Below are 25795 nucleotides of genomic sequence, written 5' to 3'. Positions count from 1 at the left end.
TTATGGTGAGTTCGGATTTCCTACTCACCAGTAGTTTCCCCTGCTCGTGCTCGTCATGGAGGCACCGCACATGCGTGACGCAGTCATCGTCGAAGCCGTACGCACCCCGATCGGCAAGGGCAAGCCGAACGGCTCCCTCGCGCACGTCCACCCCGTCGAACTCCTCGCCCACACCCTGCGCACCCTCGTCGAGCGCTCCGGCGTCGATCCCGCGCTGATCGACGACGTGATCGGCGGCACCGTCGACCAGGTCGGCGAGCAGGCCATGAACACCACCCGGTACGCGCTTCTCTCGGCGGGCTTCCCGGAGACGGTCCCCGCGACCACCGTCGACCGGCAGTGCGGCTCCTCCCAGCAGGCCGTGCACTTCGCGGCCCAGGGCGTCATGTCCGGCGCGTACGACCTCGTCGTCGCCTGCGGGGTCGAGTCGATGAGCCGGGTCCCGATGTGGTCCAACGTGCCGCCCGGCAAGGACCCCTTCGGCCCCGGCGTCGCCGCGCGCTACCCGGAGGGACTCGTCCCGCAGGGCATCAGCTCCGAGCTCATCGCCGCCAAGTGGTCGATCACGCGGGAGCAGATGGACGCGTTCGCCGTCTCCTCGCACCGCAAGGCCGCCGAGGCCTGGTCGCAGGGGCTCTTCGACGCCGAGGTGGCGCCCCTGGACGGCGTTTCGCGCGACGAGTGCGTACGGCCCGGGAGCACCCCCGAAATCCTCGCCGGCCTCAAACCCGCCTACTACGATCCGGCCTTCGCCGAACGCTTCCCGCAGATCGAGTGGAACGTCACCGCGGGCAACGCGAGCCCGGTCAACGACGGCGCGTCGGCCGTGTTGATCACTTCCGGCGAGACCGCCGCCCGCCTCGGCCTGCGCCCGCTCGCCCGACTGCACAGCTTCGCCGTCACCGGCTCGGATCCGCTGCTGATGCTGACCGGCGTGATCCCGGCGACCGAGAAGGTGCTGCGCAGGGCCGGGCTTCGGCTCGACGACATCGACCTCTTCGAGGTCAACGAGGCGTTCTCCAGCGTGGTCCTGGCCTGGCGGCAGGAGACCGGCGCCGACCTCGGCAAGGTCAACGTGCGCGGCGGCGCGATCGCGCTCGGACACCCGCTCGGCGCGAGCGGCACCCGGCTGACGACGACCCTCGTCCACGCGATGCGCCAACGCGGCGCCCGCTACGCCCTTCAGACGATGTGTGAGGCGGGCGGGCTCGCCAACGCGATGGTTCTGGAAGCCGTGTGAACCGACCGGGCGACCGGGTCCGGAGCCGGTGGCGGCGGCCGGCCACCGGCGGCTACGGACGGCGCGGGTGGTGGCGCTCACGGACGGCGCAGGTGATGGCGCTTGCGCCAGGCCACCACCGCGCCGACCAGCGCCGGCAGGGTGATGCAGGCCATGGCGATCAGGAAGGCCGGCGAGGTCGGGGAAGAGGCACGGGCCCCGGCGACGACGTAGGCGGCGGTGTTCGGGATCGAGCCCAGCGCGGTCGCCGCCAGGAACGGCAGCCAGCCCATGCGGGAGACGGCGGCACAGTAGTTCGCGGCCCAGAACGGCACCCCCGGGAACAGCCGGGCCGCCAGCATCGAGCGCATGCCGTGCCGGCTCAGCTGACCGTCCGCCGCCTTGAGCAGCCGACCCCGCAGCAGCGGTCGGAGCGCGTCCTGCCCGAGGATCCGACCGAGCCCGAAGGCGATCCCGGCCCCCAGCACCGTGCCCGCCAGCGCCGCCGCGACGCCCCACATCGAGCCGAACAGCGCGCCCGCGGCCAGGTTCAGCAGCGGTCGGGGCACGAACGCCACGGTGCACACCCCGTACGCCACCGCGAAGACCGCGGCCGCCGCCACACCGCCCCACTGGGGTGGCCAGCCGTCCGCGAGGAGCTTCTGCGGCTCGAAGAGCAGCACGCTCGACGCGGCCGCCGCGAGCAGCGTGACCAGCAGCGCGAAGCGGGACCAGGGCGAGCGCAGCACTCTCGCGCAGCGCGCGGCGAGGCCGCCGGGTGCGTCGACCGTCGCGGCGACGGGCGTGACGACGGGCAGGGGAGCGAGCCCGGGGACGACGAGCTCCGTGGCGGTGGCCCGGGGAGAGGCCGTGGCGGTGCCCCCAGAGCGGGTGGTGGCATCGAGCATTCCGCGACACTAACCGACGGGCATGTGTGATCGCCGTATGGTGCGTCTCATGACGGTCACAGGTGCGGACGCGATCGGCGTGCCGGACAGCGCTCTCGCCGACCTTGTGCTGGAGCGGCTGACGACCGCGTACGGAGCCGCGGCCGATCCGGGCCGTGCGGCGGCCATGAGCGCGTACATGAAGGACGTGGCCCCCTTCCTCGGCCTGCCCACCCCGGCCCGCCGGACCCTGTCCCGCACCGTCCTGGCGGGCACACCGCGCCCCGACGAGACCGACTGCACGGCGATCGCGCTGCGCTGCTGGGCGCTGGCGGAGCGCGAGTACCACTACTTCGCCGTCGACTACCTGCGCCGGTACGCGCCACGGCTGTCGTCGGCGTTCCTGCCCGTGGCACGCCGGCTGGTGACCACGACGTCCTGGTGGGACACGGTCGACCTGCTCGCCGCGCACGTGGTCGGCGCCCTCGTCGCGGCCGACCCCCGGCTCCGCGCCGACATGGACGTCTGGATCGTCGACGAGGACCTGTGGGTCGCCCGCACCGCCCTGCTCCACCAGCTCCGCCGCAAGGAACGCACCGACGCCGACCGCCTCTTCGCCTACTGCCTGCGGCAGTCCGGCCACCCGGACTTCTTCGTGCGCAAGGCGATCGGCTGGGCGCTGCGCGAGTACGCCAGAACCGACCCGGCGGCCGTCCGTGCCTTCGTCGCCCGCGAGCGGGGACGGTTCGCGCCGCTGACCGTACGTGAGGCACTGAAGAACATCGGGGACGCGGCCTAGCGGTTCGGCAAGCCCGTGACCGCGTCGTGCCGATGTCGGTCATCGGGGCCGTACCGGTTCCCATCCGGCGAAAACCATTCGACGCCGAGCGAACGGTGGGCAATGATCGGCGCCATGTTCCGGTACGCCTTCCTCCTCGCAGCATCCGCCGTCGCGGATACGCCGAAGGCTGCCGTCCCACTCCTCGTGGCCGCTGCCGACGGCGCCCGAAGCTGACCCTCTCCGGATCGTCCGGCGGACCCCGCAGGGGGAGGGTCGGCCAGTTCCCCGGGGTCCCCGCTTCCTACGGACACGCTTCGAGGTACAGCCATGCCCAAGACCGCTTACGTGCGGACCAAACCACACCTCAACATCGGCACCATGGGCCACGTGGACCACGGCAAGACCACCCTGACCGCCGCCATCACCAAGGTCCTCGCGGGCCGCGGCACCGGCACGTTCGTGCCGTTCGACCGCATCGACCGGGCTCCGGAGGAGGCCGCGCGCGGGATCACCATCAACATCGCGCACGTCGAGTACGAGACCGACACCCGGCACTACGCGCACGTCGACATGCCGGGCCACGCCGACTACGTCAAGAACATGGTCACCGGCGCCGCACAGCTCGACGGGGCGATCCTCGTCGTCTCCGCGCTCGACGGGATCATGCCGCAGACGGCCGAACACGTGCTGCTCGCCCGCCAGGTGGGCGTCGACCACATCGTGGTCGCGCTCAACAAGGCCGACGCCGTCGACGGCGAGGACAGCGAGCTCATCGATCTCGTCGAGCTGGAGGTCCGCGACCTGCTCACCGAGCACGGCTACGGCGGCGACTCCGCGCCCGTCGTCAGGGTGTCGGGGCTGCGGGCCCTGGCGGGCGACCCGCGGTGGACGGCGTCGATCGACGCGCTGCTCGACGCGGTGGACACCTACGTGCCGATGCCCGAGCGGTATCTGGACGCGCCGTTCCTGCTGCCCGTGGAGAACGTGCTGACCATCACGGGCCGGGGGACGGTCGTCACCGGCGCCGTGGAGCGCGGGACGCTCCGCCTGGGGGACCGGGTGGAGGTGCTCGGCGCCGGCGCCGAGACCGTGGTGACGGGCATCGAGACCTTCGGCAAGCCGATGGAGGAGGCGCAGGCCGGGGACAACGTGGCGCTGCTGCTGCGCGGGGTCCCCCGGGACGCCGTCCGGCGGGGCCATGTGGTGGTGGCGCCGGGGAGCGTGGCGCCCAGCCGGCGGTTCACGGCGCGGGTGTACGTCCTGTCCGGGCGGGAGGGCGGCCGCACCACGCCCGTCTCGACCGGCTACCGGCCGCAGTTCTACATCCGTACGGCGGACGTCGTCGGAGATGTGGACCTGGGCGGGATCGCGCTCGCGCGACCCGGGGACACGGTCGCCGTGACCGTCGAGCTGGGACGTGAGGTTCCGCTCGAGCCGGGTCTGGGCTTCGCCGTCCGCGAGGGTGGGCGGACCGTGGCGGCTGGCACCGTGACAGCCGTGCTCTGAGGGCGGCCGGGTCCGTGGCGGACCTGCGCGGTGTCTGCGGGCCGTGCCCCTTCGGGGGCGCGGCCCGCTGACACAATGGGACGGTGAACGACGAGCCCATACCCGTCTCCCGAGCCGTCGACCACGGCGTCGCCAAGCTGATGCCCGACGTCGACCGCGAGCGGGCCTGGCTGCTGACCGTCGACGGGGCGCCGCAGTCGTACGTCGACCTGGACGAGCCGACGCATCTGGAGTTCGAGTACGCCCGGCGCCTCGGACACGTCCTGGACACCGTCGCCGAGCCGGGGCGGCCCCTGGACGTCCTGCATCTCGGCGGGGGTGCGCTCACCCTGCCCCGGTACCTGGCCGCGACCAGGCCGGGTTCCCGGCAGGACGTCGTCGAGTTCGACCGCGGTCTGCTGGAGCTGATCGGCGAGCACCTGCCGGTGCCGGCCGGATCCGGCATCGCGCCGCACGCCGCCGACGCGCGGGACTGGCTGGAAGCGGCCCCGGACGGCTCCGCCGACGCGCTGGTCGCCGATGTCTTCGGCGGTTCGCGGGTACCCGCCCATCTGACCTCCCTGACCTACGCGCAGCAGGCCGGCCGGGTCCTGCGCGCCGACGGCGTGTATCTGGCGAACCTCGCCGACGCGGCGCCGTTCGGCTTCCTGAGGTCCCAACTCGCCAACTTCGCCGCGGTGTTCGAGGAGCTGGCGCTCATCGCCGAACCCGGCGTGCTGCGCGGCCGTCGGTTCGGCAACGCGGTGCTCGTCGCCGCGCACCGCCCGCTCGACGTGACCACCCTGGCCCGCCGCACCGCCTCCGACGCGTTCCCGGCCCGGGTGGAGCACGGCCCCGCTCTGCGCCGGTTCACCGGCGACGCCCGCCCGGTACGGGACGAGGACGCCGTAGCGTCCCCGGAACCGCCCGAGGGCGCGTTCGGCATCGGCTGAGCGTCGGGTACCGCCCCGGCGCCGCGAGCGCCCGCCGGCAACCGCCCGACCGGTCGCCGGCCGGCCGTTTGCACGCGGGCGCCGCGGCGCGTGACCGGCGGGCCGGTGAGCGGCGGCCCGGCCGGTGTTCCGGACGCGGCTAGTTCTGCGTCGGTGTCCCGTTCAGCCGTACGGTGCTGAGGATCTGCATGATCGTGGCCTTCGGGAGTTCGTCCTTCACGCCCTTGGCCCCGTACAGGTTCCACGACACGTAGTCGCCGTTGGAGTTCTTGAAACCGAACGTGATCGCCTTGCCGTCGCTGTCGCACTTGCCCTTCTGGGGCGTGTTCGTCGACTGGGCCCAGGCGTAACTGCCCACGATGCCGGAGGCGGTCGTGAAGGCGGTGGCCTTCTTGTCGAAGGTCAGGCTCTTCTTGTCCGGCTCGGTGTAGCCGCCGAAGACCCACCAGGCGGGTGTGTTGATCGCGATCTCGTCGGTCGACTTGGCGCCCTCGGCGCCCTTGCTGCCGACCACGGCCAGCGCGGTGTCCTCGGTCTTGCCGTCCTTGTCGGAGTCCGTGGAGCACCACTTCGACTTGAGCTCGGCCGTGCCCCCCTGCAGGATCTGGTCGTAGCCGTCGGGCTGTTCCTTGTCCTCCCACTCGAAGCCCTGGCTGAGCCCCGGCGACTGGACCTCCCAGTCGGCCGGCACGTCGAAGGCGATGCCCCACTTGGGGTTCACCACGACCTTCCAGCCGGCGACGGTCGCCTTCGCGGTCTCGTTGCCGCGCGGGTTGTCGCTCGTGCCGGCCGAGGAGGAGGCGGAAGCCGAGGCGGAACCGGACGCGGTGGGGCTCGTGCTGCTCCCGCTCACGTCGGCCTTGTCGTCGTCGCCGCCCAGCACCAGGAACCCGGTGACACCGGCGGCCACGACGACGGCCGAGGCCGCGACGATCGCGACCAGCTTGGTCCGGTTGCCGCCGCCCCCGCCGCTTCCGCCGGGCGGAGGCGTGGGCGCGCCCACGGGCGCCGGGGCGCCCCACTGCGGTTGCTGCGCGTAGGGATGGGGCTGCTGGTCGGGCTGTTGCTGGTAGCCGGGCTGCTGATACGGATTCGGCTGCTGGTATCCCGGCTGCTGGTACGGATTGTTCTGCGCCTGCGGGTTCTGCTCTCCCCCGGGCGGCTGCTGTCCTGGCCACATGGCCAGAAACCCTAGTGCCGTCCGGGACACGATTCGGTCACCGCCCCTTGTCAGGGACGTACCGAATCAGGACCCGGAGGGCCGGGGCGGGAGACCTGTGCCCCTGAACGTCCGGATTGCGGCATCCGTGACGTCGTCGCCGAGCCTTCTCGATGCCGGGGGACCGTGAGGCCGTGCGGCGATCACGGCGCCGGTCTGGCCAGCTGAAGCTACTCGCAGGTAACATCTCGTTCATGAGCACGAACCAGATGTCCATCGGCGAGATGCTCGCCGCCACGGTGCCCATGGCCCGGACCCTGAACCTCGAATTCCTCGAGGCGGGTCCGGAGAAGGCCGTGGTCGCCCTGCCCGACCGGAGCGAGTTCCACAACCACGTGGGCGGGCCGCACGCCGGGGCGATGTTCACGCTCGGCGAGTCCGCCAGCGGTGCGATCGTCCTCGCCGCGTTCGGCGACCAGCTCTCCCGCGCCGTGCCGCTCGCCGTGGGCGCCGAGATCGCCTACCGCAAGCTGGCCATGGGCGCGGTCACCGCCACCGCCACGCTGGGCCGTCCGGCCGCCGAGGTCGTCGCGCAGCTCGACGCGGGGGAGCGGCCCGAGTTCCCGGTCTCGATCGAGATCCGCCGGGCCGACGGGGCCGTCACCGGTGAGATGACGGTGACCTGGACCCTGCGGCCCAACAGCTGACCGGCTGACCGGCGAGCCCGCGAAGGCGACGGCCCCGGTCACGGCGACACCGGGGCCCTGGGCTGCGGCACGCGCCACCCGGCGGTCAGGCCGCCAGCCGTTCCCGGTCCGTGCCGCCCTCCTCCAGACCCGCCACGAACTCCTTCAGCCAGGCGACGAACTCCGGCCCCAGGTCGGGCCGGTCGCAGGCCAGGCGGACGACCGTGCGCAGATAGTCCGCCTTGTCGCCCGTGTCGTAGCGTCGGCCCGAGAAGATCACACCGTGCACCGTGCCGCCCGCGGCGAGTTCCTGGAGGGCGTCGGTGAGCTGGATCTCACCGCCCCGGCCGGGTGCGGTGTGCTCCAGGACGTCGAAGACGGCCGGGTCGAGGACGTACCGTCCGATGACCGCGTACCGGCTGGGCGCGTCCTCGCGCGCGGGCTTCTCCACCAGTCCGGTGACGCGTACCACCCCGTCCTCGCCGGACGGCTCCACTGCCGCGCAGCCGTAGAGGTGCACCTGCTCCGGCGGGACCTCCATCAGCGCGACCACGCTGCCGGCGTACCGGTCGCGGACGTCGAGCATCATGCTGAGCAGGGTCTCCCGCGGGTCGATGAGGTCGTCGCCGAGCAGCACCGCGAACGGCTGGTCGCCGACGTGGTTGCGGGCGCAGAGCACCGCGTGACCGAGCCCCAGCGGGTCTCCCTGCCGGATGTGGTGGATGTCGGCGAGCAGGGCCGGGTCCCGTACCGCGTCCAGCCGGACGGTGTCCCCCTTGGCGGCGAGCGCCTGTTCCAGCTCGAAGGCGTGGTCGAAGTGGTCCTCGATGGCCCGCTTGTGCCGGCCCGTGACCATCAGCACGTCGTCGAGACCGGCGGCGGCCGCCTCCTCGACGACGTACTGGATGGCCGGCTTGTCGACCACCGGCAGCATCTCCTTCGGCGTCGCCTTGGTGGCGGGCAGGAAGCGGGTGCCGAGACCGGCGGCCGGGACGACCGCTTTGCGAACACGGGGTGCGGAGTGGGGGACGTTCATGCGGATCAGGGTGTCCCACGCGGATGGGAGTATCCCGGGAGTCGCATCTGAGATTCCTGTGGGCCGTCCCTGTGCCGGAGGGGCCGGCTCGACGCCGTCGGAAGTGGGAGATTCGGTGGGTCATGCGGCTTTGCCCGTCCACGAGTTGAGTCGGATGGTGCGGCTGGATTTCGAATACGGGTGCGGATACCGCCGGTAACTTATCTGAAATTCCCGCGCTTTGAACTTGCGTCACTCGAACTCCTTGTTTCCTGTCAGGCACGTGTGCGAAGGTGAGCCTCCCCTTACGGATGGGCCGGATCAGGCCAACGTGCCTGGTCAGGTCAAAGGTACGCACCAATCACGCACCCGCTTTCCGACACCGTGCTTTTCCGTGCCGTTCGCCGGCTTGGAAGGAAATGGTTCCGTGCAATCCCCGAACCCCCCACGCCCGCCCCACCCGCCCCGACCCGGATGGATCCCCGGGGATTCCGATCCCCAGCTCGCCGCCCGGCTGGCCGACCGGCCCGCCCATGACGACGCACGTGCCCGGGCCGTCGCCCTGCTGTTCGCCCGTCACTGGCGGGCCGCCCACGACTACGCGACCGTCTGCCTGGCCGGCACCGAGGACACGGCGCGACTGGTGGCCGCCGCCGCGTTCCACGACGTGCTGGGCCGGCTCGCGGACGGACGCACCGGCGGCGCCCTGCGTCCCCGACTCCTCGTCGCCGTACGGGAGACGGTCCGGGAATGGGCCGGCGCCGACGGGGTGGCCGACGTTCTGCCGGAGCTGCGGAAAACCGTCGGCGGCCGCGGACTGCGCGCCGCACGGGCGGTGACCGCCGAAAGGCGGCAACTCGCCGAGCGCTCTTTCCAGTTGCTTCCCGCCGCCTCCCAATGCCTGTTGTGGCACGTGGAGGTGGAGGCGGAACCCATATCCGTACCGGCCGGTCTGTCGGGCGTGGACGCCCTCTCCGCGGCGGCGGCCCTGGAACAGGCGCGGGAACAATTCCGGGCCGGCTGCGTTCGCGCCCACCGGGAACTCGCGCCGACGAGCGAATGCCGCTTCTACAACCGCCTCCTCGACATTCCGCTGCGCCGCGGCGGAACCCTGCTGCCCGATGTCCGGCAGCATCTCGCGCACTGCCGCTTCTGCCGGCACGCGGCCGAACAGCTCAGCCATTTCGACGACGGTCTCGACGTGCTGCTCGCCGAGACGGTGCTGGGCTGGGGCGCCCGCCGCTACCTCGACTCGCGTCCCGGCCGCCCGGCCTCCGCCGACGCGCAGGCCGGGCCCGCGGCGCCGGTCGGGCCCGCCGTCCGGCACCCGTCCGCCGCGGGCGGCCGGCACCGCACCACCTCGGCGGGACTGCTCGACCTGCCGGGCAGACGGCCCAAGGCCGTGCTGGTGGGCGTGGGTCTGACCTCGCTCGCACTGGTCGCGACCGTCTTCGTGGCCAGGGGCTGGACCGATGACAACGGTGTCCCCGCGCCCGGGGCCACCTGGGGCGCACCCGCCGGCGGGAGCGGCACCTCCGCCACCGGCGCCCGGGAACTGCCCGGCGGCGACGACCCCGCGCCCTCCGGTTCCCCGTCCACCGCCTCCGCGTCCCGGTCCGCCGAGGTCGCGCACGGCAGGCTGCGCAGCCCGGACACGCGGCTCTGCCTCGACGCCGTGCGCGGTCCGGCCCGGCCGGCTGCGGGGATCCTCCTCGCGCAGTGCTCACAGGCCGCGTCCCAGCAGTGGTCGTACCAGGACGACGGGCTGCTGCGCAGCGCGGCCGACCCGACGCTCTGCCTGGCCGCGGACCCCGGGCACCGGACGACCGCCCTGGTCAGCTGTCTGGTGCACGCCGGCGAGACGTTCTTCGACCTGACCGTCCGCGGGGAACTCCTGCTGCGGCGGGACGACGGCCTGGTCGTCGCGCGCGCCGCGGGCAAGCCGGGTGCGGCCGTGGTCGTCGCCGAGCGGGACGGTTCCGGCGGACAGCGGTGGGTGTTCGACACGGCCGAGCCGCAGCCGGGGGCACCCGGTCCGGAGCTACGGGCCACGACGGAGCCGCCCGCCTCGGGCACCCCCGGCTCCCCGGACCGACCGGCGCCGCGCGGTGACCGGCTCCCCGCCCCGGACGCCGCGCCGACGCCCGCCGAGACGGCTCCGGCCGCGCCGGAGTTCGAGACGAGGGTCGCCCAGGTGCAGTGCTGCGATCCGCCGGCCGGCCCGGCCGGGCTCCCGGTCCCCGCGACGCTTCTCGACGCGTTGCCGGCGGCCGCCGAGGTGTCCGGCGCGCTGGGGAACGTCGTCACGGACGTGACCGGTTCCCTCGGTCACTGAGCCGGGAGACCGGAAGGAGGGGCCGCCCGAGGGGGGTGGCCCCTCCTTCCCCTTGCTTCTCTTCCGGAGCGGCGGTTCACGGCCGCGGCGGGGCCCCTTCGGGAATGACGGGGGGACGGTGTGGTGTTGTGCCACCGCGATCGCGTCGTGGCGCCGTAGTCATGAGGCGCCCCGCCCACGGATCCTCGGTCAGCGGGCTGCACGACGCCACGGGGCGGGTCCGGCCGACCGGGTAGGCTTCCGGGGAAGGCAAGGCTGCCCGGAGACGTCAAACGGGAGGAACCCGCGGTGCACGTGCAGGAATGGCTCGACACGGTGCCCGCGGCCGCCGTCTACGCCGTGGTCGGTCTGGTCATCGGACTCGAGAGCCTCGGCATCCCGCTGCCCGGTGAGATCGTCCTGGTCTCGGCCGCTCTGCTGTCCTCCCAGCACGGTGACATCAACCCCGTCGTCCTCGGCGCGTGCGCCACCGCGGGCGCCGTGATCGGCGACTCCATCGGCTACGCCATCGGCCGCAAGGGCGGCCGTCCGCTGCTCGCCTGGCTCGGCGCGAAGTTCCCCAGGCACTTCGGCGAGGGTCATATCGCCACCGCCGAGCGGTCCTTCGAGAAGTGGGGCATGTGGGCGGTCTTCTTCGGCCGGTTCGTCGCCCTGCTGCGTATCTTCGCCGGCCCGCTCGCGGGCGTGCTGCACATGCCGTACTGGAAGTTCCTCATCGCCAACGTCCTCGGCGGCATCGCCTGGGCGGGCGGCACGACGGCGGTCATCTACTACGTGGGTGTCGTGGCGGAGTCCTGGCTGAAGAAGTTCTCGTACCTGGGCCTGGTGCTGGCGGTGCTGATCGGCCTGACGTCGATGCTGATCATCAAGCGCAAGGCGAAGAAGATGCAGAGCGCTGCACACGAGGCCGAGGCCGAGGCGGAGGCCGTGCCCGCCGCAGCCGAGTAGGCGTGCCGCCCTACTCGTGAACCTTGCCGTGGGCCTTGGCCAGGTCCGCGTAGAGCGTGCCGTTCAGGGTCACGCCCTGCCGTTCCTCCTCGCTCAGCTCCCGCCTGACCTTGGCCGGTACCCCCGCGACCAGCGATCCCGGCGGGACCTCCATCCCCTGGGGCACGAGCGCCTGCGCGGCGACCAGGGAACCCGCCCCGATCACGGCCCCGTTGAGCACGGTGGCCCCCATCCCGATCAGGCAGTCGTCCCCGACGGTCGCCCCGTGCACCACGGCGTTGTGGCCGACGGACACCCGCTCGCCGATCGTCACCGGGAAGCCGGGGTCGGCGTGCAGCGTCACGTTGTCCTGGATGTTGGCGCTCGCGCGGACGGTGATCCGCTCCACGTCGCCCCGTACGACGGCTCCGTACCAGACGCTCGCGCCTGCCTCCAGCGTCACGTCCCCGATCACCGAGGCCGTCGGCGCCACGAAGGCCTCGGCGTCGATCTTCGGTTCCCTGCCGCCGATGCCCACGATCAGCGCCTTGTGCGTCATCACCGTCTCCTCGCGTCGGTCGTCTTTTCGTACCGTACGCCACCCGGTGGGGCGAAGATCACAGGGCCGTGGGCGCATGACCGCAGCGCGCGCTGAGTACGGTGAGCGGGTGCCGAAGCCCTGGAACACGTTCTCATCACGGCGGCGCCGACTGGTGCAGCGCGCCGTCCACGCGGGCTGGGCGTGGGTGCAGCGCACGGGCTCCGTCACCGCCGAGCACCCCGGACGTTTCCGCTTCGGCTCGATCGGCCGGGGGACCCGGCTCGCCTTCCCGCTCGGCACGGTCTTCGGGGAACCGTGGATCCACCTCGGCGCGCACTGCATCGTCGGTGAGCAGGTCACCCTGACCGCCGGTCTGATGCCCGACCTGGACCTCGGCCCGGACCCGATCCTGCGGCTCGGCGACGGGGTGGTGCTCGGCCGGGGCAGCCACGTCATCGCCGACACCACGGTCACCATCGGCAGCGACTGCTACTTCGGTCCGTACGTGTACGTCACGTCCACGAACCACTCCTACGACGATCCGCACCAGCCCATCGGCAAACAGTGGCCCCGCATGGAGCCCGTGGAGATCGGCCCGGGGTGCTGGATCGGCACGGGGGCGGTGATCCTGCCGGGTGCGCGGATCGGACGGAACGTCGTCGTCGCGGCCGGTGCGGTGGTGCGCGGCACGGTGCCCGACCACTCCGTCGTCGCGGGGGCGCCCGCCAGGGTCGTACGGCGCTGGACGCCCGCCGAGGGCTGGCAGCCGCCGCTGCGCACCCCGGCGCCGGTGCCGATCCCGGACGGGGTCACCTCGGACCAACTCGTCGCGTTGTCCGAACTGGACGAGGAGACGGCGGCCGCCCTGGCCCGGCTGGAACCGTAGGTCACCCGGTCGCCAGCAGCAGCGTGCCCACCAGGGCCAGTCCCGCGCCCGCCGCCTGGACCGCGCGCAGCCGCTCCCGCAGGAAGCCGCGCGCGGCGAGGGCGGTCACCACGGGGTAGAGCGAGGCGAGCACGGCGGCCACCGTGACCGGGCCGTGCTGGGCGGCGACGGCGTAGGTGCCGTTCGCGGCGACGTCGGCAAGCCCGACGAATCCGTACGCCGGCAGCCAGGCGCGCGCCAGTCCGCCCTCGGGAAGCGCGGGCGCCCCGCGCCGGACGGCCGGGTACAGCGCCGCGCCGCCGGCAGCCACGCTGGTCACGCGCTGCACGAACAGGGCGAGGAACAGGCCGGTGACGGTCGTGGACGCCTCGGTGATCAGGACGAACACCGTGCCGAAGCCGAGCGCCGCGACCAGTGTGAGCAGGACCGCCTGCCGCTGCACCGGGGCGCCCCGCAGCTGCGGGCCGCCCGCCAGGACGACCCCGATCACGGCGACCGCGATACCCACCACCTGGAGGAGTCCGGGCCGCTCGCCGAGGATCAGCCCCACGGAGACCGGCACGGCCACGCTGAGGGTGGCGAGGGGCGAGACGACTCCCATGGGGCCGAGCGCCAGCGCCTTGTAGAAGGAGAACAGGGCGACCGGGCCCACCAGCCCGGCGGCCACCGCGCACCACAGGCGGGGACCGGCCTCGCTCCAGCCTCCGGTGGCGACCACGACCGCCCCCAGGACGGCGGCCGCGATCGACTGCGAGACCACGACCACGGTGAGCGCCGGCGTGCGGCGCGTCAGCAGGCCTCCGCCGAAGTCGGCCAGTCCCCACAGGAGGCTGGTGGTCAGGGCGAAGAGTGCTGTCACGGCGTCCCTCGCAGTACAGTTCGGTGCACGATCAGGTACACCCCACCGTAGTACAGGGAAGTGCATCCTGGCATCCAGAATATTGGACTCCCGAAGTGGACGGCACGTGTCGGATCTCGAACTCCTGACCCAGTCCCTGGCGCGCAACGTCAAACACTGGCGCGCGGTGCGCGGCTTCACCCTGGACGTGCTCGCCGCCCGGGCCGGCGTCAGCCGCGGGATGCTCATCCAGATCGAGCAGGCCCGCACCAATCCGAGCATCGGCACGGTCGTCAAGATCGGTGACGCGCTCGGCATCAGCGTCACCACCCTCCTCGACTACGAGCGGGGCGTGAAGGTCCGTGTCGTCCCGGCCGATCAGGCGGTACGGCTGTGGCACACCGACGCCGGCAGCTACAACCGGCTGCTCGCGGGCACGGAGGCGCCCGGACCGCTGGAGATGTGGGACTGGCGGCTGATGCCGGGGGAGAGCAGCCCCTCGGAACCCCACCCCGTCGGCACCGTCGAGCTGGTCCACGTCACCGCGGGCGAACTCACGCTCACCGTGGACGGTGAGGACCACCGCGTCCCGACCGGCGCGAGCGCCTCCTTCGAGGCGAGCGTCCCGCACGTCTACGGCAACCGGGGCGAGGCGCCGATGGAGATGGTGATGGCCGTCTCCGTGCCGCCCGTGCACTGAGACGGCGCGTCCGCGGGTGGGCGGCTCTTGTTAGCGTGCGGCCATGCGCGCACCCATCGGACACTTCGACACCGCCACACCCGCCCCCGACTGCCTCGACGAGCTGGTCGGCCCGGTCGCCGACGCCGTACGCCGGTGGAGCGGCAGCGTGCCCGCCGACCAGCTCGTCCATGTGGACACCGACCCGCAGTGGGCCGACACGGCCGTCTTCGTCGAGCACTACGGCCGTGAGCTGCTGGAGCAGTCCGCCAACTGCGTGGTGGTCGCCGGCAAGCGAGGCGGCGGGACGACGCTCGCCGCGTGTGTCGTGCTGTCCACCACCCGGGTCGACGTCAACGGCGTCGTGCGCCGTCAACTCAACGCCCGCAAGGCTTCGTTCGCGGCGATGGACACGGCCGTGGGGGAGACGGGCATGGAGTACGGCGGCATCACGCCGATCGGGCTCCCCGACGGCTGGCCGGTGCTGGTGGACTCCGCCGTCGTCGACCTGCCGTACGTCCTGGTGGGCAGCGGACGTCGGCGCGGGAAACTGCTGGTGCCGGGCAAGGCGTTCGCCGAACTGCCGGGCGCGGTGGTCCTGGAGGGGCTCGGCGTCGCCTGAGTTCAGGCCGCCGTGTGGTGGGCGAGGGCCAGATGCGGGTCGTCCTCGCCCGGCACCGGCGCCGGATCCGCGTGCACGAGCGCGGCCGTCAGACGCGGCACGGTGTGCAGCAGGGCGTGTTCGGCCGCCACGGCGATCCCGTGCGCCTGGCGTACCGTCGCCTCGCCGTCCACGACGACCGCCACCTCGGCCCGCAGCCGGTGACCGATCCAGCGCAGCCGCAACTCGCCGACCGCACGCACCCCTTCGACTTCCCGCAGCGCATGCTCGGCCCGGTCGACCAGCTCCGGGTCGACGGCGTCCATCACCCGGCGGAACACCTCCCGTGCCGCGTCCCGCAGCACCAGCGCGATCGCCGCCGTGATCGCCAATCCCACGACCGGGTCCGCGAGTTGCCAGCCGAGCGCCGAGCCGCCCGCGCCCAGCAGCACCGCCAGCGAGGTGAACCCGTCCGTGCGGGCGTGCAGTCCGTCCGCGACCAGCGCGGCGGAGCCGATGGAACGGCCGACCTCGATGCGATGGCGCGCGACCCACTCGTTGCCCGCGAAGCCGGCCAGCGCGGCGACGGCGACCCAGCCGACGTGCTCGACGGGGCGCGGGTCCAGCAGTCGCTCGACCGCCGTCCACCCGGCGAAGGCCGCCGAAGCGGCGATCGTCAGCACGATCGCGATGCCCGCCAGGTCCTCCGCCCGCCCGTAGCCGTAGGTGAAGCGGCGGGTCGCCGCCCGCCTGCCGAGCACGAAGGCGACGCCCAGCGGCACGGCCGTCAGCGCGTCCGCCGTGTTGTGCACCGTGTCGCCGAGCAGCGCCACCGAGCCGGACAGCGCGACCACGGCCGCCTGCGCGACGGCCGTCACGCCCAGCACCGCCAAAGAGACCCACAGCGCGCGCATGCCCCGGGCCGAGGACTCCAGCGCGGGGTCGAGTTTGTCGGCGCTCTCGTGCGAGTGCGGGGTGAGGAGGTGGGCGACGCGGTGGCGCAGGCCGGGGGAGGAAGAGGGCGAGGGCGAGGGGGAGGCGGGGGAGGAGTGGTGGTGCGGGTGTTCGTGGGCGCGGTCGTGCCGGTGTCCGCGGTCGTGCCGGTGTCCGTGCTCGTGGTCGTGCCGCTCGCTCACGTCGATCCCTTCCGGTGCGCCGAGGTGGACGCGTGTCCGCCCACAGCGCCATTATGTGCGTATGAGCGCACGCATGCACCTGTCACCTGCACACCCTGCGCATCCGCGCACCCCCGGCGAGGAGCAGTTCGCCCTCGCCGCCGAACTGCTCGCCCTGCTCGGCGACCGCACCCGGCTCGCCCTGCTGCACGCGCTGACCGGCGGAGAGGCCGACGTGACGTCGCTCACGGAAGGCGTCGGAGCGGCGCGGCCGGCGGTCAGCCAGCATCTGGCGCGGCTGCGGCTGGCCGGGCTCGTCAGCACCCGCAAGGACGGCCGCCGGGTGGTCTACTCGCTCTCCGACGGCCATCTGCGCCGACTGGTGGACGAGGCGCTGAACGTGGCCGACCACCGGCTCGGGGACGAGCCGGTGCACGACTGACTCAGTAGTGCGCGGCCGTTCCCAGGTACTGCTCCGCGAAGGCGGCAGCGGCGGCGGGGGACGTGAACAGGCGGCGCAGCCGGGCGGACGTCGTGCCCGCGCGGAACGGGTCGCCGGCCGCGGTCCCGTGGTAGACCTCGGACAGCCACTGCGAGAACTCCTGGTAGTCCCACACCCGGCGCAGACACGCCTGCGAGTAGCCGTCCAGGCCGTCACCGTCGCCGCCGTCGAGCTGGGCGACCAGCGCGTCGCCCAGCAGGAACGCGTCGTACAGGGCGAGGTTCATGCCCTTCGCGGCGATGGGCGCGACGAGGTGGGCCGAGTCCCCGGCCAGGAAGAGCCGCCCGTACGCCATCGGCTCGACCACGTAGTCGTGCAGGTCCAGCACGCGCTTCTCGATCAGCCGCCCCTCGGTGAGCGGAGGGGCCCCCGCGCCCTCGAGGCGCTGGCGCAGCTCGGACCAGACCCGGTCGTGGGACCAGTTCTCCGGGTCGTCGCCGGGCGGGCACTGGAGGTAGTACCGGGTCACCTCGCGGCTGCGGGCCATGTGTCCGGCGAAGCCGTTCGGATGGACGCCGAACACGACGCAGTCGCAGGACGGCGGCGCCTCGGCGAGCAGCGCCAGCCAGCCCGTGCCGTAGTCGTGCCGCGCCATCCGGGCCCGCTCCGGCACCAGCGCGGCCCGGCTGACGCCGCGCGCCCCGTCGGCGCCGACGACGAAGTCGCAGGTCACGACCTGCCGCTCGGCGGTGTCGGGGCAGAGGTACGACACCGAGGGCCGGGCCGTGTCGAGGTCGTGCAGCGCGACCTCGCGTACCGCGAACCGGGCGTCGCCGCCGCGTACGTCGACGTACTCGCGGACGAGGTCGGTCACCAGTAACGGCTGCGGATACACCCAGTGGTGACGGCCCGTCAGTTCGGTGTAGGAGAAGCGGTGACGCTCGCCGCCGAAGCGGAACTCGCACGCGGAGTGCTGCTGAGCCCGCGCCAGCAGGTTCTGCGCCAGGCCCCGTCGCCGCAGTCCCTGGACGGCCCGCTCCTCGAGGACACCGGCGCGCGGCCGCCGCTCTATGAACGCACGGCTCTCCGCCTCCAGTACGACGCAGTCGACGGACGCGGTCCGCAGGATGTTGCCGACGGTCAGACCCGCGGGGCCCGCGCCCACGACGACGACGGGAATGTGGTGGGGGGAAGGGGAGTCGGTGGTCACCCGCACATTATGGGCGGGCCCTCGGACACGGCCGGGTGAGCACCGACCGGTCGGACCGGCCGGGTGATCCAGGTCGGCCCGGCCGGTGATCCGGTCAGCCGAGCCGGGGGATCTCGATCGCCGGGCAACGGTCCATGACCATCTCCAGGCCCGCGGCCCGGGTACGGTCGTAGGCCGCCCCGTCGACGACGCCGAGCTGGAACCACACCGCCTTCGCCCCCTTGGCGACGGCTTCGTCCGCGACGGCACCCGCGAGGTCGCCGTTGACGAAGACGTCGACGACGTCCACCTCGAAGGGGATGTCCGCGAGGGACGCGTATCCCTGCTCCTCGTGCACCGTCTCCGCCTTCGGGTGGACGGGGACGACCCGCTTGCCGAAGCGCCGGAGCACCTCGGCGACCCCGTAGGCCGCCCGTCCGCGGTTCGTCGACAGGCCGACGACGGCCCAGGTGTCGCCGAGCCCGGTGAGGATCCTGCGGATCGTTGCCTCGTCGCCGTGCACCGGCGGCCTCCTTGAGATCGGGTAGGGAACACTTCTCGGCTACAACAGTGCGCGCCGCACCCTGATTCCGGCCCCTGCCTGCGAAGTCGCGCCCGCCCGCCTAGGCTCGCCTCGTGCTGCGCATCATCGACGCCCGAACCGGCGAACCCGTCGTCGCCGCCCCCGTCCGCCATGGTCCGACCCGTGTCGAGGCGCATGCCTCGGGACACGGGGCCGGGTCGCTCCGGGTCCTCCTCGTCGCCGATCTGCTCGTCCGCGCGCTGGAACTCGGCGGCACTCCCGCCTGGGCGCTGCTGTCCGGCGAACGCGATCAGGCGGAGCTCCGGGCGGGCGCGACCGCCCTCGGCATGCACCCCTTCGAGGACGGCCGCGATCCCGGCGCGGGCGCCGGAGGGGGCGAGGCGCAGGTCCTGCACGTGGTGGGGGAGGGCGGCCGGACCCCCGACGGGGTGCGGCTCGCCGTCGCGCCGGCGGAGGGCCCGGTGCCCGGGGGACCACGGCCGGGCCGGGGCGCCGGGGGGACGGATCCCGACTTCGCCGTCCTGCGGCTCGCCCTGCTCTCCCGGCCCCGCACCGAGCCCGTGCGACTCGACGCGGAGGTGCTGGGAGAGGCCCGGGACACGCTCGGACGCTGGCGGCGAGTCGTCGCCGAGTGGGCGAGGCGGCCCTCGCGGCCGGTTCCCGACGAGGTGCGCGGACGGCTGCGTTCCGCCTGGGAGGACGACCTGGACCTGCCCGAGGTGCTGCGGGTGCTGCGGTGGGTGGAGGCCGCCGGGCCCGAGCTGCCGGACGGCGCCCGCTTCGAGAGCTACGCCTACGCCGACCGTCTCCTCGGACTCGAACTCACCCGCGACCTCGGAGCCCCGGCGTGACCGGGTCCGGCAGCGAGGTCGCGGGGCGCCGGCTGGTGGTGCTGCGGCACGCCAAGTCGGCCTGGCCGGACGGCGTCCCCGACCACGAGCGGCCGCTCGCCCCGCGCGGCCTGCGGGACGCGCCGGCCGCGGGCCGCGCGCTCGCCGAGGCCGGCTGCGTCCCGGAGCTCGCCCTGTGCTCCACCGCCGCCCGGGCCCGCGGAACCTGGGAGTCGGCCGCCGCCGAGTGGGGGACCCCGCCTCCGGTGCGCTTCGACCCGCGGCTCTACGGCGCCGACGTCCCCGGGCTCCTGGAGGTCGTCCACGAGACGCCCGCCGAGGTCCGGACACTGCTGCTGGTCGGGCACAACCCCGGCCTGGAGGAACTGGTCCTCGAACTGGCCGGGGACGGACCGGGCGACGCCCTGGACGAGGTGCGGCTGAAGTTCCCCACCTCGGCGATCGCGGTCCTGGCCTGGCACGGGCCCGGCTGGCGGTCCCTGGCCCCGGGCACGGCCCTGCTGACGTCGATGACCGTGCCGAGAGGCCGCGAGCCGCAGCGGGACTAGCCGACCGCGCGTCTCCCCGCTCGCCCGGACCGGGGCCTCGGCCGCGGCCCCCCTCGGTCACCCGTACACGGTCGGCGCCCTCCGGCGTCGGCGACCGGGCGAGCAGCGCATAGGCTGGCCGGATGCAGGACGAGTACCGCACGGTCGCCCACGGGGGCGTGCACGAGACCGAGGTCAACCGCTCCCGCTTCCTCTGCGCCCTCGCCCCCGCGGCCACCGAGCGGGAGGCCCAGGACTTCATCGCGTCCGTCCGCAAGGAGCACGCCGACGCCACCCACAACTGCTGGGCGTACGTCATCGGCGCCGACGCCGCCGTGCAGAAGGCGAGCGACGACGGTGAACCCGGCGGCACTGCGGGCGTCCCGATGCTCCAGATGCTGCTGCGCCGCGACATGCGGTACGTCGTCGCCGTCGTCACCCGCTACTACGGCGGGGTCAAGCTCGGCGCGGGCGGCCTCATCCGGGCCTACGGCGGCGCGGTCGGCGAGGCCCTCGACACCCTCGGCACCCTCACCCGGCGCCGCTTCCGCCTGGCCACGGTGTCCGTGGACCACCAGCGGGCGGGCAAGGTCCTGAACGACCTGCACTCGACGGGACGCGCGGTGCGGGACGTCCGCTACGGCGAGGAGGTCACCGTCGAGATCGGTCTGCCGGACGCCGACGTGGACGCCTTCCGCGCCTGGCTCGCGGACGCGACGGCGGGGACGGCGGGATTCGAGCTGCGCGGTGAGGCCTACGGTGACGCGTGACACGTTGAGCGAGCGGGTGGGTGAAATGTCCGTAACACGCTTTTCTGTCAGCCGGTATGACGGTGCGATACGGGAGTAACCGCCCGTGATGTCAGACCCGGCCGTTAGTCTCGGGGATCATGAGGCTCCTGCACACTTCCGACTGGCATCTCGGCCGGGCGTTCCACCGGGTGAACATGCTCGGCGCCCAGGCCGAGTTCATCGGTCACCTCGTCGCGACCGTGCGTGAGCGCGAGGTCGACGCGGTGGTCGTGTCGGGAGACGTGTACGACCGTGCGGTGCCCCCGCTCGCCGCGGTCGAACTGTTCGACGAGGCCCTGCACCGGCTCGCCGGCCTCGGCGTGCCCACAGTGATGATCTCCGGCAACCACGACTCGGCCCGCCGGCTCGGCGTCGGAGCCGGGCTGATCGGGCGGGCCGGCATCCATCTGCGCACCGACCCGACCGCCGCCGGGACGCCCGTGGTGCTCGCCGACGCCCATGGGGACGTCGCGTTCTACGGCCTGCCCTACCTCGAACCCGCTCTGGTGAAGGACGAGTTCGGCGTGGAGAAGGCCGGTCACGAGAGTGTGCTGGCCGCCGCGATGGACCGGGTCCGCGCCGACCTCGCCGCACGCGCGCGCGGGACGCGCTCCGTCGTCCTCGCCCATGCCTTCGTCACCGGGGGCGCGCCCAGCGACAGCGAGCGGGACATCACCGTCGGCGGGGTCGCCTCGGTGCCCGCCGGGGTCTTCGACGGCGTCGACTACACCGCGCTGGGACACCTGCACGGCTGCCAGACCATCACCGAGCGGGTGCGCTACTCCGGCTCCCCGCTGCCGTACTCCTTCTCGGAGAGCGAGCACCGCAAGACCATGTGGCTCGTCGACCTCGGCGCCGAAGGAGAGCTCGACGCCGAGCGGATCGACTGTCCGGTGCCGCGCCCGCTGGCCCGGGTCCGCGGCCCCCTGGAGGAGCTGCTCGCCGACCCCGCCCTCACGTGCCACGAGGAGGCGTGGGTCGAGGCGACGCTCACCGACGCCGTCCGCCCGGCCGACCCCATGGCCCGGCTCACCCAGCGCTTCCCGTACACGCTCAGTCTCGTCTTCGCCCCCGAACGCGCACCCGACGACCCCGACGTGTCCTACGCCCGGCGCCTCGCCGACCGCAACGACCAGGAGATCGCCGAGGACTTCGTGGCCCATGTGCGAGGAGCCGGCCCCGACGCGCACGAGCAGGGCGTGCTGCGGGACGCCTTCGACGCGGTGCGCGCGGACGACGCCGTACGGGAGGTGGCGCGGTGAGGCTGCACCGGCTCGACCTGACGGCCTTCGGTCCCTTCGGCCACCTCCAGAGCGTCGACTTCGACGAGCTGTCCGCCGCAGGGATCTTCCTGCTGCACGGCCCGACCGGCGCCGGCAAGACCTCCGTCCTGGACGCCGTCTGCTACGCGCTGTACGGCTCCGTGCCCGGCGCCCGGCAGAGCGGCCAGGGCCTGACCCTGCGCAGCGACCACGCGGCGCCCGGCACCCGCACCGAGGTCACCCTCGAACTCACCGTCGCGGGACGCCGGCTGGAGGTCACCCGGCAGCCGCCCTGGGAGCGGCCCAAGAGGCGCGGCACGGGCACGACGGTCGAGAAGGCGCAGAGCCGGCTGCGGGAGTACGACGCGGCCGCCCGCGCCTGGAAGGACCTCAGCCGCTCCCACCAGGAGATCGGCGAGGAGATCACCCAGCTGCTCGGCATGAGCCGTGAGCAGTTCTGCCAGGTCGTGCTGCTGCCGCAGGGCGACTTCGCCCGCTTCCTGCGCGCCGACGCCGAGGCGCGCGGCCGGCTGCTGGGCCGTCTCTTCGACACCCGGCGGTTCGCCGAGGTGGAAAAGCGGCTCGTCGAGCGCCGCCGCATCACCGAGGCACGCGTACGTGAGGGCGACTTCGCCCTGCTCGCCGACGCTCACCGGATGCAGCAGGTGGCCGGGGAGGCGATGGAGCTGCCCGGGTTCGCCCCGGGAGACCCCGGGCTCGCCGAGGCGGTACTGGCCGCGGCCGCCGTCGCTCGCAGCACCTCCCGTGAACTGCTGACGACCGCCCACTGCGGCCGGCTCGCCGCCGAGTCCGCGCAGGCCGCCGCCGAGCGCGCCCTGGCGGACGTACGCGAACGGGCCCGGCTCCAGCGACGGTTCGCCGACGCGCGTGAGCGGGCCGCCCTGCTCGAGGAGCGGGCGGGCGACCACCGAGACGCCCAGGCGCGGATGGAGCGGGCGCGGAAGGCCGAGTCGGTGGCACCGGCGCTGGAGCTGCGCGAGGCCGCCGACGCAGAGCACACCGCGGCGTCCGCGCGGGCGGCTCGCGCGCGGGCCGCGCTCCCGCGACGGTTCGCGGACGCCGGAGCCGCCGGACTCGCCGCCGCCGCACGCCGGGCCGCCGAGGAACTGGGCGGGCTGGAGTCGGCCCGCCGGGGCGAGCGACGGCTGGCCGCTCTCGTGGCCGAGCGGGCCGACCTGGACCGGCGCGAGCGCGACGACGAGGACGTCCTGACGGAGACCGAGGCCTGGCTCGCCGACTGGGACGGCCTCCGCGCGGGTCTCCAGGCCCGCGTCGAGGCCGCCCAGGAGGCCGCCGCCCGCGCCGAACAGCTCGACGGCCGGCGCGAGCCCACCCGACGGCGTCTGAAGGCGGCCCGGCTGCGCGACGAGCTGGCCCGCGACCTTGAGGCCGCCCGCCACCGCGCCCTGGCCTCCGGCGAGCAGGCGCAGTCGGCCCGCGCGCACTGGCTCGACCTCAAGGAACAGCGCCTGAACGGCATCGCCGCCGAACTGGCCGCCACCCTCGCCGACGGGACGCCGTGCGCCGTCTGCGGCGCCACCGAGCACCCCGCACCGGCCCGCAAGGTCGCCGGACATGTCGACCGCGAGACCGAGGAACGGGCGCTCACCGCCTCCCGGCACGCGGAGGAACGGCACGCCCGGGACGAACGTGAGCTCGGTCTCGTACGAGAGGCGCTCGCGGCCGCCACCGCCGAGGCGGGTGACACCCCGACCGACCGGCTCGCCGCCGAGGCCCAGGAGGGGGAGGAGGCTTACGCGCAGGCGCGCCGGGAGGCCTCCGCGCTGCATCCCGCGCGTGAGGAGCTGCGCCAGGTCGAACAGGAGCACGAGCGCCGCACCGCGGCGCAGCGCGAGGCCGCGGTGCGGACCGCGTCCCGGGTGGGCCACCGCGAGCGCCTGGAGCAGGAACGGGCAGCCCTGGAGGAGGAGTTGACGCAGGCCCGGGGGGCCGCGGAGAGCGTCACCGCGCGGGCCGCCGAACTGGAGGTGCTGGCGGCACGGCTCACCGAGGCGGCCGACACCGCCCGAGTCGCCGAGGAGAGCGCCGAGCGTCTCAAGGCAGCCGACGGACGCCTCGACGAAGCCGCGTTCCGGGCCGGCTTCGACACCCCGCGGGCCGCCGCCGACGCCCTCCTCGACGACACCGCCCATCGTGAGCTCCAGCGACTGCTGGACGCCCGGCAGTCCGAGGAGGCCGCCGTGCGGGCCGTCCTCGCCGAACCCGACACCGTGGCGGCGGCCCAGCGGCCACCCGCCGACCTCGCGGCCGCGGAACGATCGGCGGCCGCAGCGGCCGAGCGGCTGCGCACGGCCGCCTCGGCCCAGGACGCCGCCGCCCGTCGCTGCGCCGAACTCGACCAGCTCTCCGCGCGCGCGAGCGACGGCGTACGTCGGATCGGCCCGTTGCGCGAGGAGTACGACCGGGTGGCCCGGATGGCCGGTCTCACCGCCGGCACCTCCGCCGACAACGAGCGCAGGATGCGGCTGGAGGCGTATGTGCTGGCCGCCCGCCTCGAACAGGTGGCCGCCGCCGCGACCGTCCGGCTTCAGCGCATGTCCTCGGGGCGTTACACCCTCGTCCACTCCGACGACCGGGCCGGGCGCGGCCGCAGCGGGCTCGGACTCCACGTCGTCGACGCCTGGACCGGCCGGGAGCGGGACACGGCCACACTGTCGGGCGGCGAGACGTTCTTCGCCTCGCTCGCCCTCGCTCTCGGCCTCGCCGACGTCGTGACCGACGAGGCGGGCGGGGTCCGCCTCGACACCCTCTTCATCGACGAGGGATTCGGCAGCCTCGACGACCAGACGCTCGACGAGGTCCTCGACGTCCTCGACTCGCTGCGCGAACGCGACCGCAGCGTCGGCATCGTCAGCCATGTCGCGGACCTGCGGCGGCGGATCCACGCCCAGCTGGAGGTCGTCAAGGGGAGATCGGGGTCGCTGGTGCGGCAGCGCGGCTACCGGCCCAGTGGGCGCCGGGGGAGCGGCGACGAGTAGACGACGCTGGTCGTCACCGATCCGAGCGCGCCGATCTTGCCCGACACCTCTTCGAGGTGCCGCATCGAACGGGCGGTGACCTTGATCACGAAGCAGTCGTCGCCCGTCACATGGTGTGCCTCGAGGATCTCGGGCGTGACCCCGACGAGGTCGTGGAAGGGCTTGTAGTTGCCGTTGGGGTAGCGCAGCCGCACGAAGGCCAGGATCGGCAGCCCCAGCCGTTCGGGGTCCACCACCGCCGCGTACCCCTGGATGACGCCCGCCTCCTCCAGCCGGCGCACCCGCTCGGTGACGGCGCTCGGCGACATCGCCACGGCGCGTGCCAGTTCGGCGAAACTGGCCCGGCCCTCGCGCTGGAGGACCTCGAGAATGCGCCAGTCGGTGGCGTCCGGGGAATACGCGGTCATGACCCAGAGATAACAGGGGAATTCCCGGCGAATCAAGGGTCGGGCCGGGGAACGCTCCTTCAGTGAGAGCGATCGCCGGTCGTAGATTTCTGCTCACCGAAAGCAGTGACCAGCCGGAACCCCACGGGAGGGCCCCCGATGACCCCCACGACCTCGCTCACCGCCATGACCGGCACGGCCGCCGCGACCCCGGTCAACCCCGTCCTGCGGGTGGCCCCCGCCGCCCCGGCCGAGGCCGCCGCCCACTTCCGGGCGAGCCTCGCCTTCCACGCCGACGTCTCCGACGTGGCGGCCGCCCTGGCCGCCGGCGGCGACCCCGGCTTCGTGGTGCTCGACTCCCGCTCCACGGAGTCCTGGGACCAGGGGCACATTCCGGGCGCCGTCCACCTGCCCACGGCGCTCATCGCCGAGCAGGCCCCACGGCTCCTCGACCGGGACGTGCCGGTCGTCACGTACTGCTGGGGGCCCGGCTGCAACGGCGCCGGCCGCGCCGCCCTCGCGCTCGCCGAACTCGGCTACCGGGTCAAGGAGATGCTCGGCGGCTTCGAGTACTGGGCGCGCGAGGGCTTCGCGTACGAGACCTGGGAGGGCGGCGAGCGGCGCGCCGTCGATCCGCTCACGGCGCCCGTCGACGCGGAGGACTGCGGCTGCTGAC

The 25795-nt window shown here is 73.6% G+C and carries 26 protein-coding genes; 17 read left to right on the top strand and 9 right to left on the bottom strand.

Going from position 1 to position 25795, the window contains the following annotated elements; translation table 11 throughout:
* Positions 1 to 70 precede the first annotated feature (70 nt).
* Positions 71 to 1240, top strand: coding sequence for a thiolase family protein (locus QF030_RS08685; protein WP_307162080.1), 1170 nt, complete (start codon positions 71 to 73; stop codon positions 1238 to 1240).
* 77 nt (positions 1241 to 1317) lie between these two features.
* Here QF030_RS08685 and QF030_RS08680 read toward each other — a convergent pair whose 3' ends face one another.
* Positions 1318 to 2127: a TVP38/TMEM64 family protein gene (locus QF030_RS08680; protein WP_307162079.1), complete on the bottom strand. Its 810-nt coding sequence runs from the start codon at positions 2125 to 2127 to the stop codon at positions 1318 to 1320.
* Between the two features lie 49 nt (positions 2128 to 2176).
* On the opposite strand from QF030_RS08680, the gene QF030_RS08675 reads away from it, so the two are divergent.
* From QF030_RS08675 to QF030_RS08665, 3 genes are all read left to right on the top strand, one after another.
* Positions 2177 to 2905, top strand: a complete 729-nt coding sequence (locus tag QF030_RS08675; protein ID WP_307162077.1) for a DNA alkylation repair protein — start codon at positions 2177 to 2179, stop codon at positions 2903 to 2905.
* Between the two features lie 309 nt (positions 2906 to 3214).
* Positions 3215 to 4393: an elongation factor Tu gene (gene tuf, locus QF030_RS08670; RefSeq protein WP_307162076.1), complete on the top strand. Its 1179-nt coding sequence runs from the start codon at positions 3215 to 3217 to the stop codon at positions 4391 to 4393.
* 140 nt (positions 4394 to 4533) lie between these two features.
* Positions 4534 to 5325: a spermidine synthase gene (locus tag QF030_RS08665; RefSeq protein WP_307167512.1), complete on the top strand. Its 792-nt coding sequence runs from the start codon at positions 4534 to 4536 to the stop codon at positions 5323 to 5325.
* 139 nt (positions 5326 to 5464) lie between these two features.
* Here the strand turns inward: QF030_RS08665 and QF030_RS08660 are convergent, their stop codons facing one another.
* Complete coding sequence (locus QF030_RS08660) at positions 5465 to 6505, bottom strand: hypothetical protein (RefSeq protein WP_307162075.1); 1041 nt, start codon at positions 6503 to 6505, stop codon at positions 5465 to 5467.
* A 248-nt stretch (positions 6506 to 6753) separates the two neighbouring features.
* On the opposite strand from QF030_RS08660, the gene QF030_RS08655 reads away from it, so the two are divergent.
* The gene (locus tag QF030_RS08655; RefSeq protein ID WP_307167511.1) at positions 6754 to 7191 is read left to right on the top strand and encodes a DUF4442 domain-containing protein; all 438 of its coding nucleotides are present in this window, start codon (positions 6754 to 6756) and stop codon (positions 7189 to 7191) included.
* Positions 7192 to 7276: 85 nt separating this feature from the next.
* Here QF030_RS08655 and galU read toward each other — a convergent pair whose 3' ends face one another.
* Positions 7277 to 8206 (bottom strand): UTP--glucose-1-phosphate uridylyltransferase GalU, encoded by a 930-nt coding sequence (galU, locus tag QF030_RS08650; protein WP_307162074.1) that lies wholly within the window; start codon positions 8204 to 8206, stop codon positions 7277 to 7279.
* Between the two features lie 406 nt (positions 8207 to 8612).
* Here galU and QF030_RS08645 point away from each other — a divergent pair, with 406 nt between their 5' ends.
* The gene (locus tag QF030_RS08645) at positions 8613 to 10520 is read left to right on the top strand and encodes an RICIN domain-containing protein (protein WP_307162073.1); all 1908 of its coding nucleotides are present in this window, start codon (positions 8613 to 8615) and stop codon (positions 10518 to 10520) included.
* A gap of 288 nt (positions 10521 to 10808) precedes the next feature.
* Positions 10809 to 11468: a DedA family protein gene (locus QF030_RS08640; protein ID WP_307162072.1), complete on the top strand. Its 660-nt coding sequence runs from the start codon at positions 10809 to 10811 to the stop codon at positions 11466 to 11468.
* 10 nt (positions 11469 to 11478) lie between these two features.
* Here the strand turns inward: QF030_RS08640 and QF030_RS08635 are convergent, their stop codons facing one another.
* Positions 11479 to 12006 carry a gamma carbonic anhydrase family protein gene (locus QF030_RS08635; RefSeq protein ID WP_307162071.1) on the bottom strand — a complete coding sequence of 176 codons (528 nt, stop codon included), beginning with the start codon at positions 12004 to 12006 and terminating at the stop codon, positions 11479 to 11481.
* 76 nt (positions 12007 to 12082) lie between these two features.
* Between QF030_RS08635 and QF030_RS08630 the strand changes: the two genes are divergently transcribed.
* The gene (locus QF030_RS08630) at positions 12083 to 12874 is read left to right on the top strand and encodes an acyltransferase (protein WP_307162070.1); all 792 of its coding nucleotides are present in this window, start codon (positions 12083 to 12085) and stop codon (positions 12872 to 12874) included.
* A gap of 1 nt (position 12875) precedes the next feature.
* On the opposite strand, the gene QF030_RS08625 is transcribed toward QF030_RS08630, so the two are convergent.
* On the bottom strand, positions 12876 to 13733 hold the full coding sequence (locus tag QF030_RS08625) for a DMT family transporter (protein WP_307162069.1): 858 nt from the start codon (positions 13731 to 13733) through the stop codon (positions 12876 to 12878).
* Between the two features lie 106 nt (positions 13734 to 13839).
* Between QF030_RS08625 and QF030_RS08620 the strand changes: the two genes are divergently transcribed.
* Together QF030_RS08620 and QF030_RS08615 are read left to right on the top strand one after the other, a co-directional pair.
* A complete protein-coding gene (locus tag QF030_RS08620; protein WP_307162068.1) occupies positions 13840 to 14412 on the top strand; it encodes a helix-turn-helix domain-containing protein in 573 nt (190 codons plus the stop codon).
* A 43-nt stretch (positions 14413 to 14455) separates the two neighbouring features.
* A complete protein-coding gene (locus QF030_RS08615; RefSeq protein ID WP_307162067.1) occupies positions 14456 to 15013 on the top strand; it encodes a YbaK/EbsC family protein in 558 nt (185 codons plus the stop codon).
* Between the two features lie 2 nt (positions 15014 to 15015).
* On the opposite strand, the gene QF030_RS08610 is transcribed toward QF030_RS08615, so the two are convergent.
* Positions 15016 to 16128 (bottom strand): cation diffusion facilitator family transporter, encoded by a 1113-nt coding sequence (locus tag QF030_RS08610; RefSeq protein WP_307162066.1) that lies wholly within the window; start codon positions 16126 to 16128, stop codon positions 15016 to 15018.
* Between the two features lie 61 nt (positions 16129 to 16189).
* On the opposite strand from QF030_RS08610, the gene QF030_RS08605 reads away from it, so the two are divergent.
* Complete coding sequence (locus QF030_RS08605) at positions 16190 to 16549, top strand: ArsR/SmtB family transcription factor (RefSeq protein WP_307162065.1); 360 nt, start codon at positions 16190 to 16192, stop codon at positions 16547 to 16549.
* A 1-nt stretch (position 16550) separates the two neighbouring features.
* Here QF030_RS08605 and QF030_RS08600 read toward each other — a convergent pair whose 3' ends face one another.
* Both QF030_RS08600 and QF030_RS08595 read right to left on the bottom strand, forming a co-directional pair.
* On the bottom strand, positions 16551 to 17759 hold the full coding sequence (locus QF030_RS08600; RefSeq protein ID WP_373428750.1) for a 4-hydroxybenzoate 3-monooxygenase: 1209 nt from the start codon (positions 17757 to 17759) through the stop codon (positions 16551 to 16553).
* Positions 17760 to 17853: 94 nt separating this feature from the next.
* Positions 17854 to 18261 carry a CoA-binding protein gene (locus QF030_RS08595; RefSeq protein ID WP_307162063.1) on the bottom strand — a complete coding sequence of 136 codons (408 nt, stop codon included), beginning with the start codon at positions 18259 to 18261 and terminating at the stop codon, positions 17854 to 17856.
* A gap of 113 nt (positions 18262 to 18374) precedes the next feature.
* Between QF030_RS08595 and QF030_RS08590 the strand changes: the two genes are divergently transcribed.
* From QF030_RS08590 to QF030_RS08570, 5 genes are all read left to right on the top strand, one after another.
* Positions 18375 to 19133 (top strand): hypothetical protein, encoded by a 759-nt coding sequence (locus QF030_RS08590; RefSeq protein WP_307162062.1) that lies wholly within the window; start codon positions 18375 to 18377, stop codon positions 19131 to 19133.
* Positions 19130 to 19681, top strand: coding sequence for a SixA phosphatase family protein (locus tag QF030_RS08585; protein WP_307162061.1), 552 nt, complete (start codon positions 19130 to 19132; stop codon positions 19679 to 19681). The genes QF030_RS08590 and QF030_RS08585 overlap by 4 nt, the downstream gene beginning before the upstream one ends.
* A 122-nt stretch (positions 19682 to 19803) precedes the next feature.
* The gene (locus QF030_RS08580) at positions 19804 to 20430 is read left to right on the top strand and encodes a YigZ family protein (protein WP_307162060.1); all 627 of its coding nucleotides are present in this window, start codon (positions 19804 to 19806) and stop codon (positions 20428 to 20430) included.
* Between the two features lie 119 nt (positions 20431 to 20549).
* Positions 20550 to 21713, top strand: coding sequence for an exonuclease SbcCD subunit D (locus QF030_RS08575; protein WP_307162059.1), 1164 nt, complete (start codon positions 20550 to 20552; stop codon positions 21711 to 21713).
* Complete coding sequence (locus QF030_RS08570) at positions 21710 to 24733, top strand: AAA family ATPase (RefSeq protein ID WP_307162058.1); 3024 nt, start codon at positions 21710 to 21712, stop codon at positions 24731 to 24733. The genes QF030_RS08575 and QF030_RS08570 overlap by 4 nt, the downstream gene beginning before the upstream one ends.
* Here QF030_RS08570 and QF030_RS08565 read toward each other — a convergent pair.
* Positions 24694 to 25140: an Lrp/AsnC family transcriptional regulator gene (locus tag QF030_RS08565; protein WP_307162057.1), complete on the bottom strand. Its 447-nt coding sequence runs from the start codon at positions 25138 to 25140 to the stop codon at positions 24694 to 24696. The genes QF030_RS08570 and QF030_RS08565 overlap by 40 nt on opposite strands.
* 138 nt (positions 25141 to 25278) lie before the next feature.
* On the opposite strand from QF030_RS08565, the gene QF030_RS08560 reads away from it, so the two are divergent.
* On the top strand, positions 25279 to 25794 hold the full coding sequence (locus tag QF030_RS08560; RefSeq protein ID WP_307162056.1) for a rhodanese-like domain-containing protein: 516 nt from the start codon (positions 25279 to 25281) through the stop codon (positions 25792 to 25794).
* The last annotated feature ends 1 nt before the right edge of the window (position 25795 follow it).

It is taken from the genome of Streptomyces rishiriensis, from assembly GCF_030815485.1.
Classification (GTDB): Bacteria; Actinomycetota; Actinomycetes; order Streptomycetales; family Streptomycetaceae; genus Streptomyces; species Streptomyces rishiriensis_A.
Note: the sequence above shows the minus strand (reverse complement) of the source record. Positions and strands in the feature narration are given on the sequence as shown.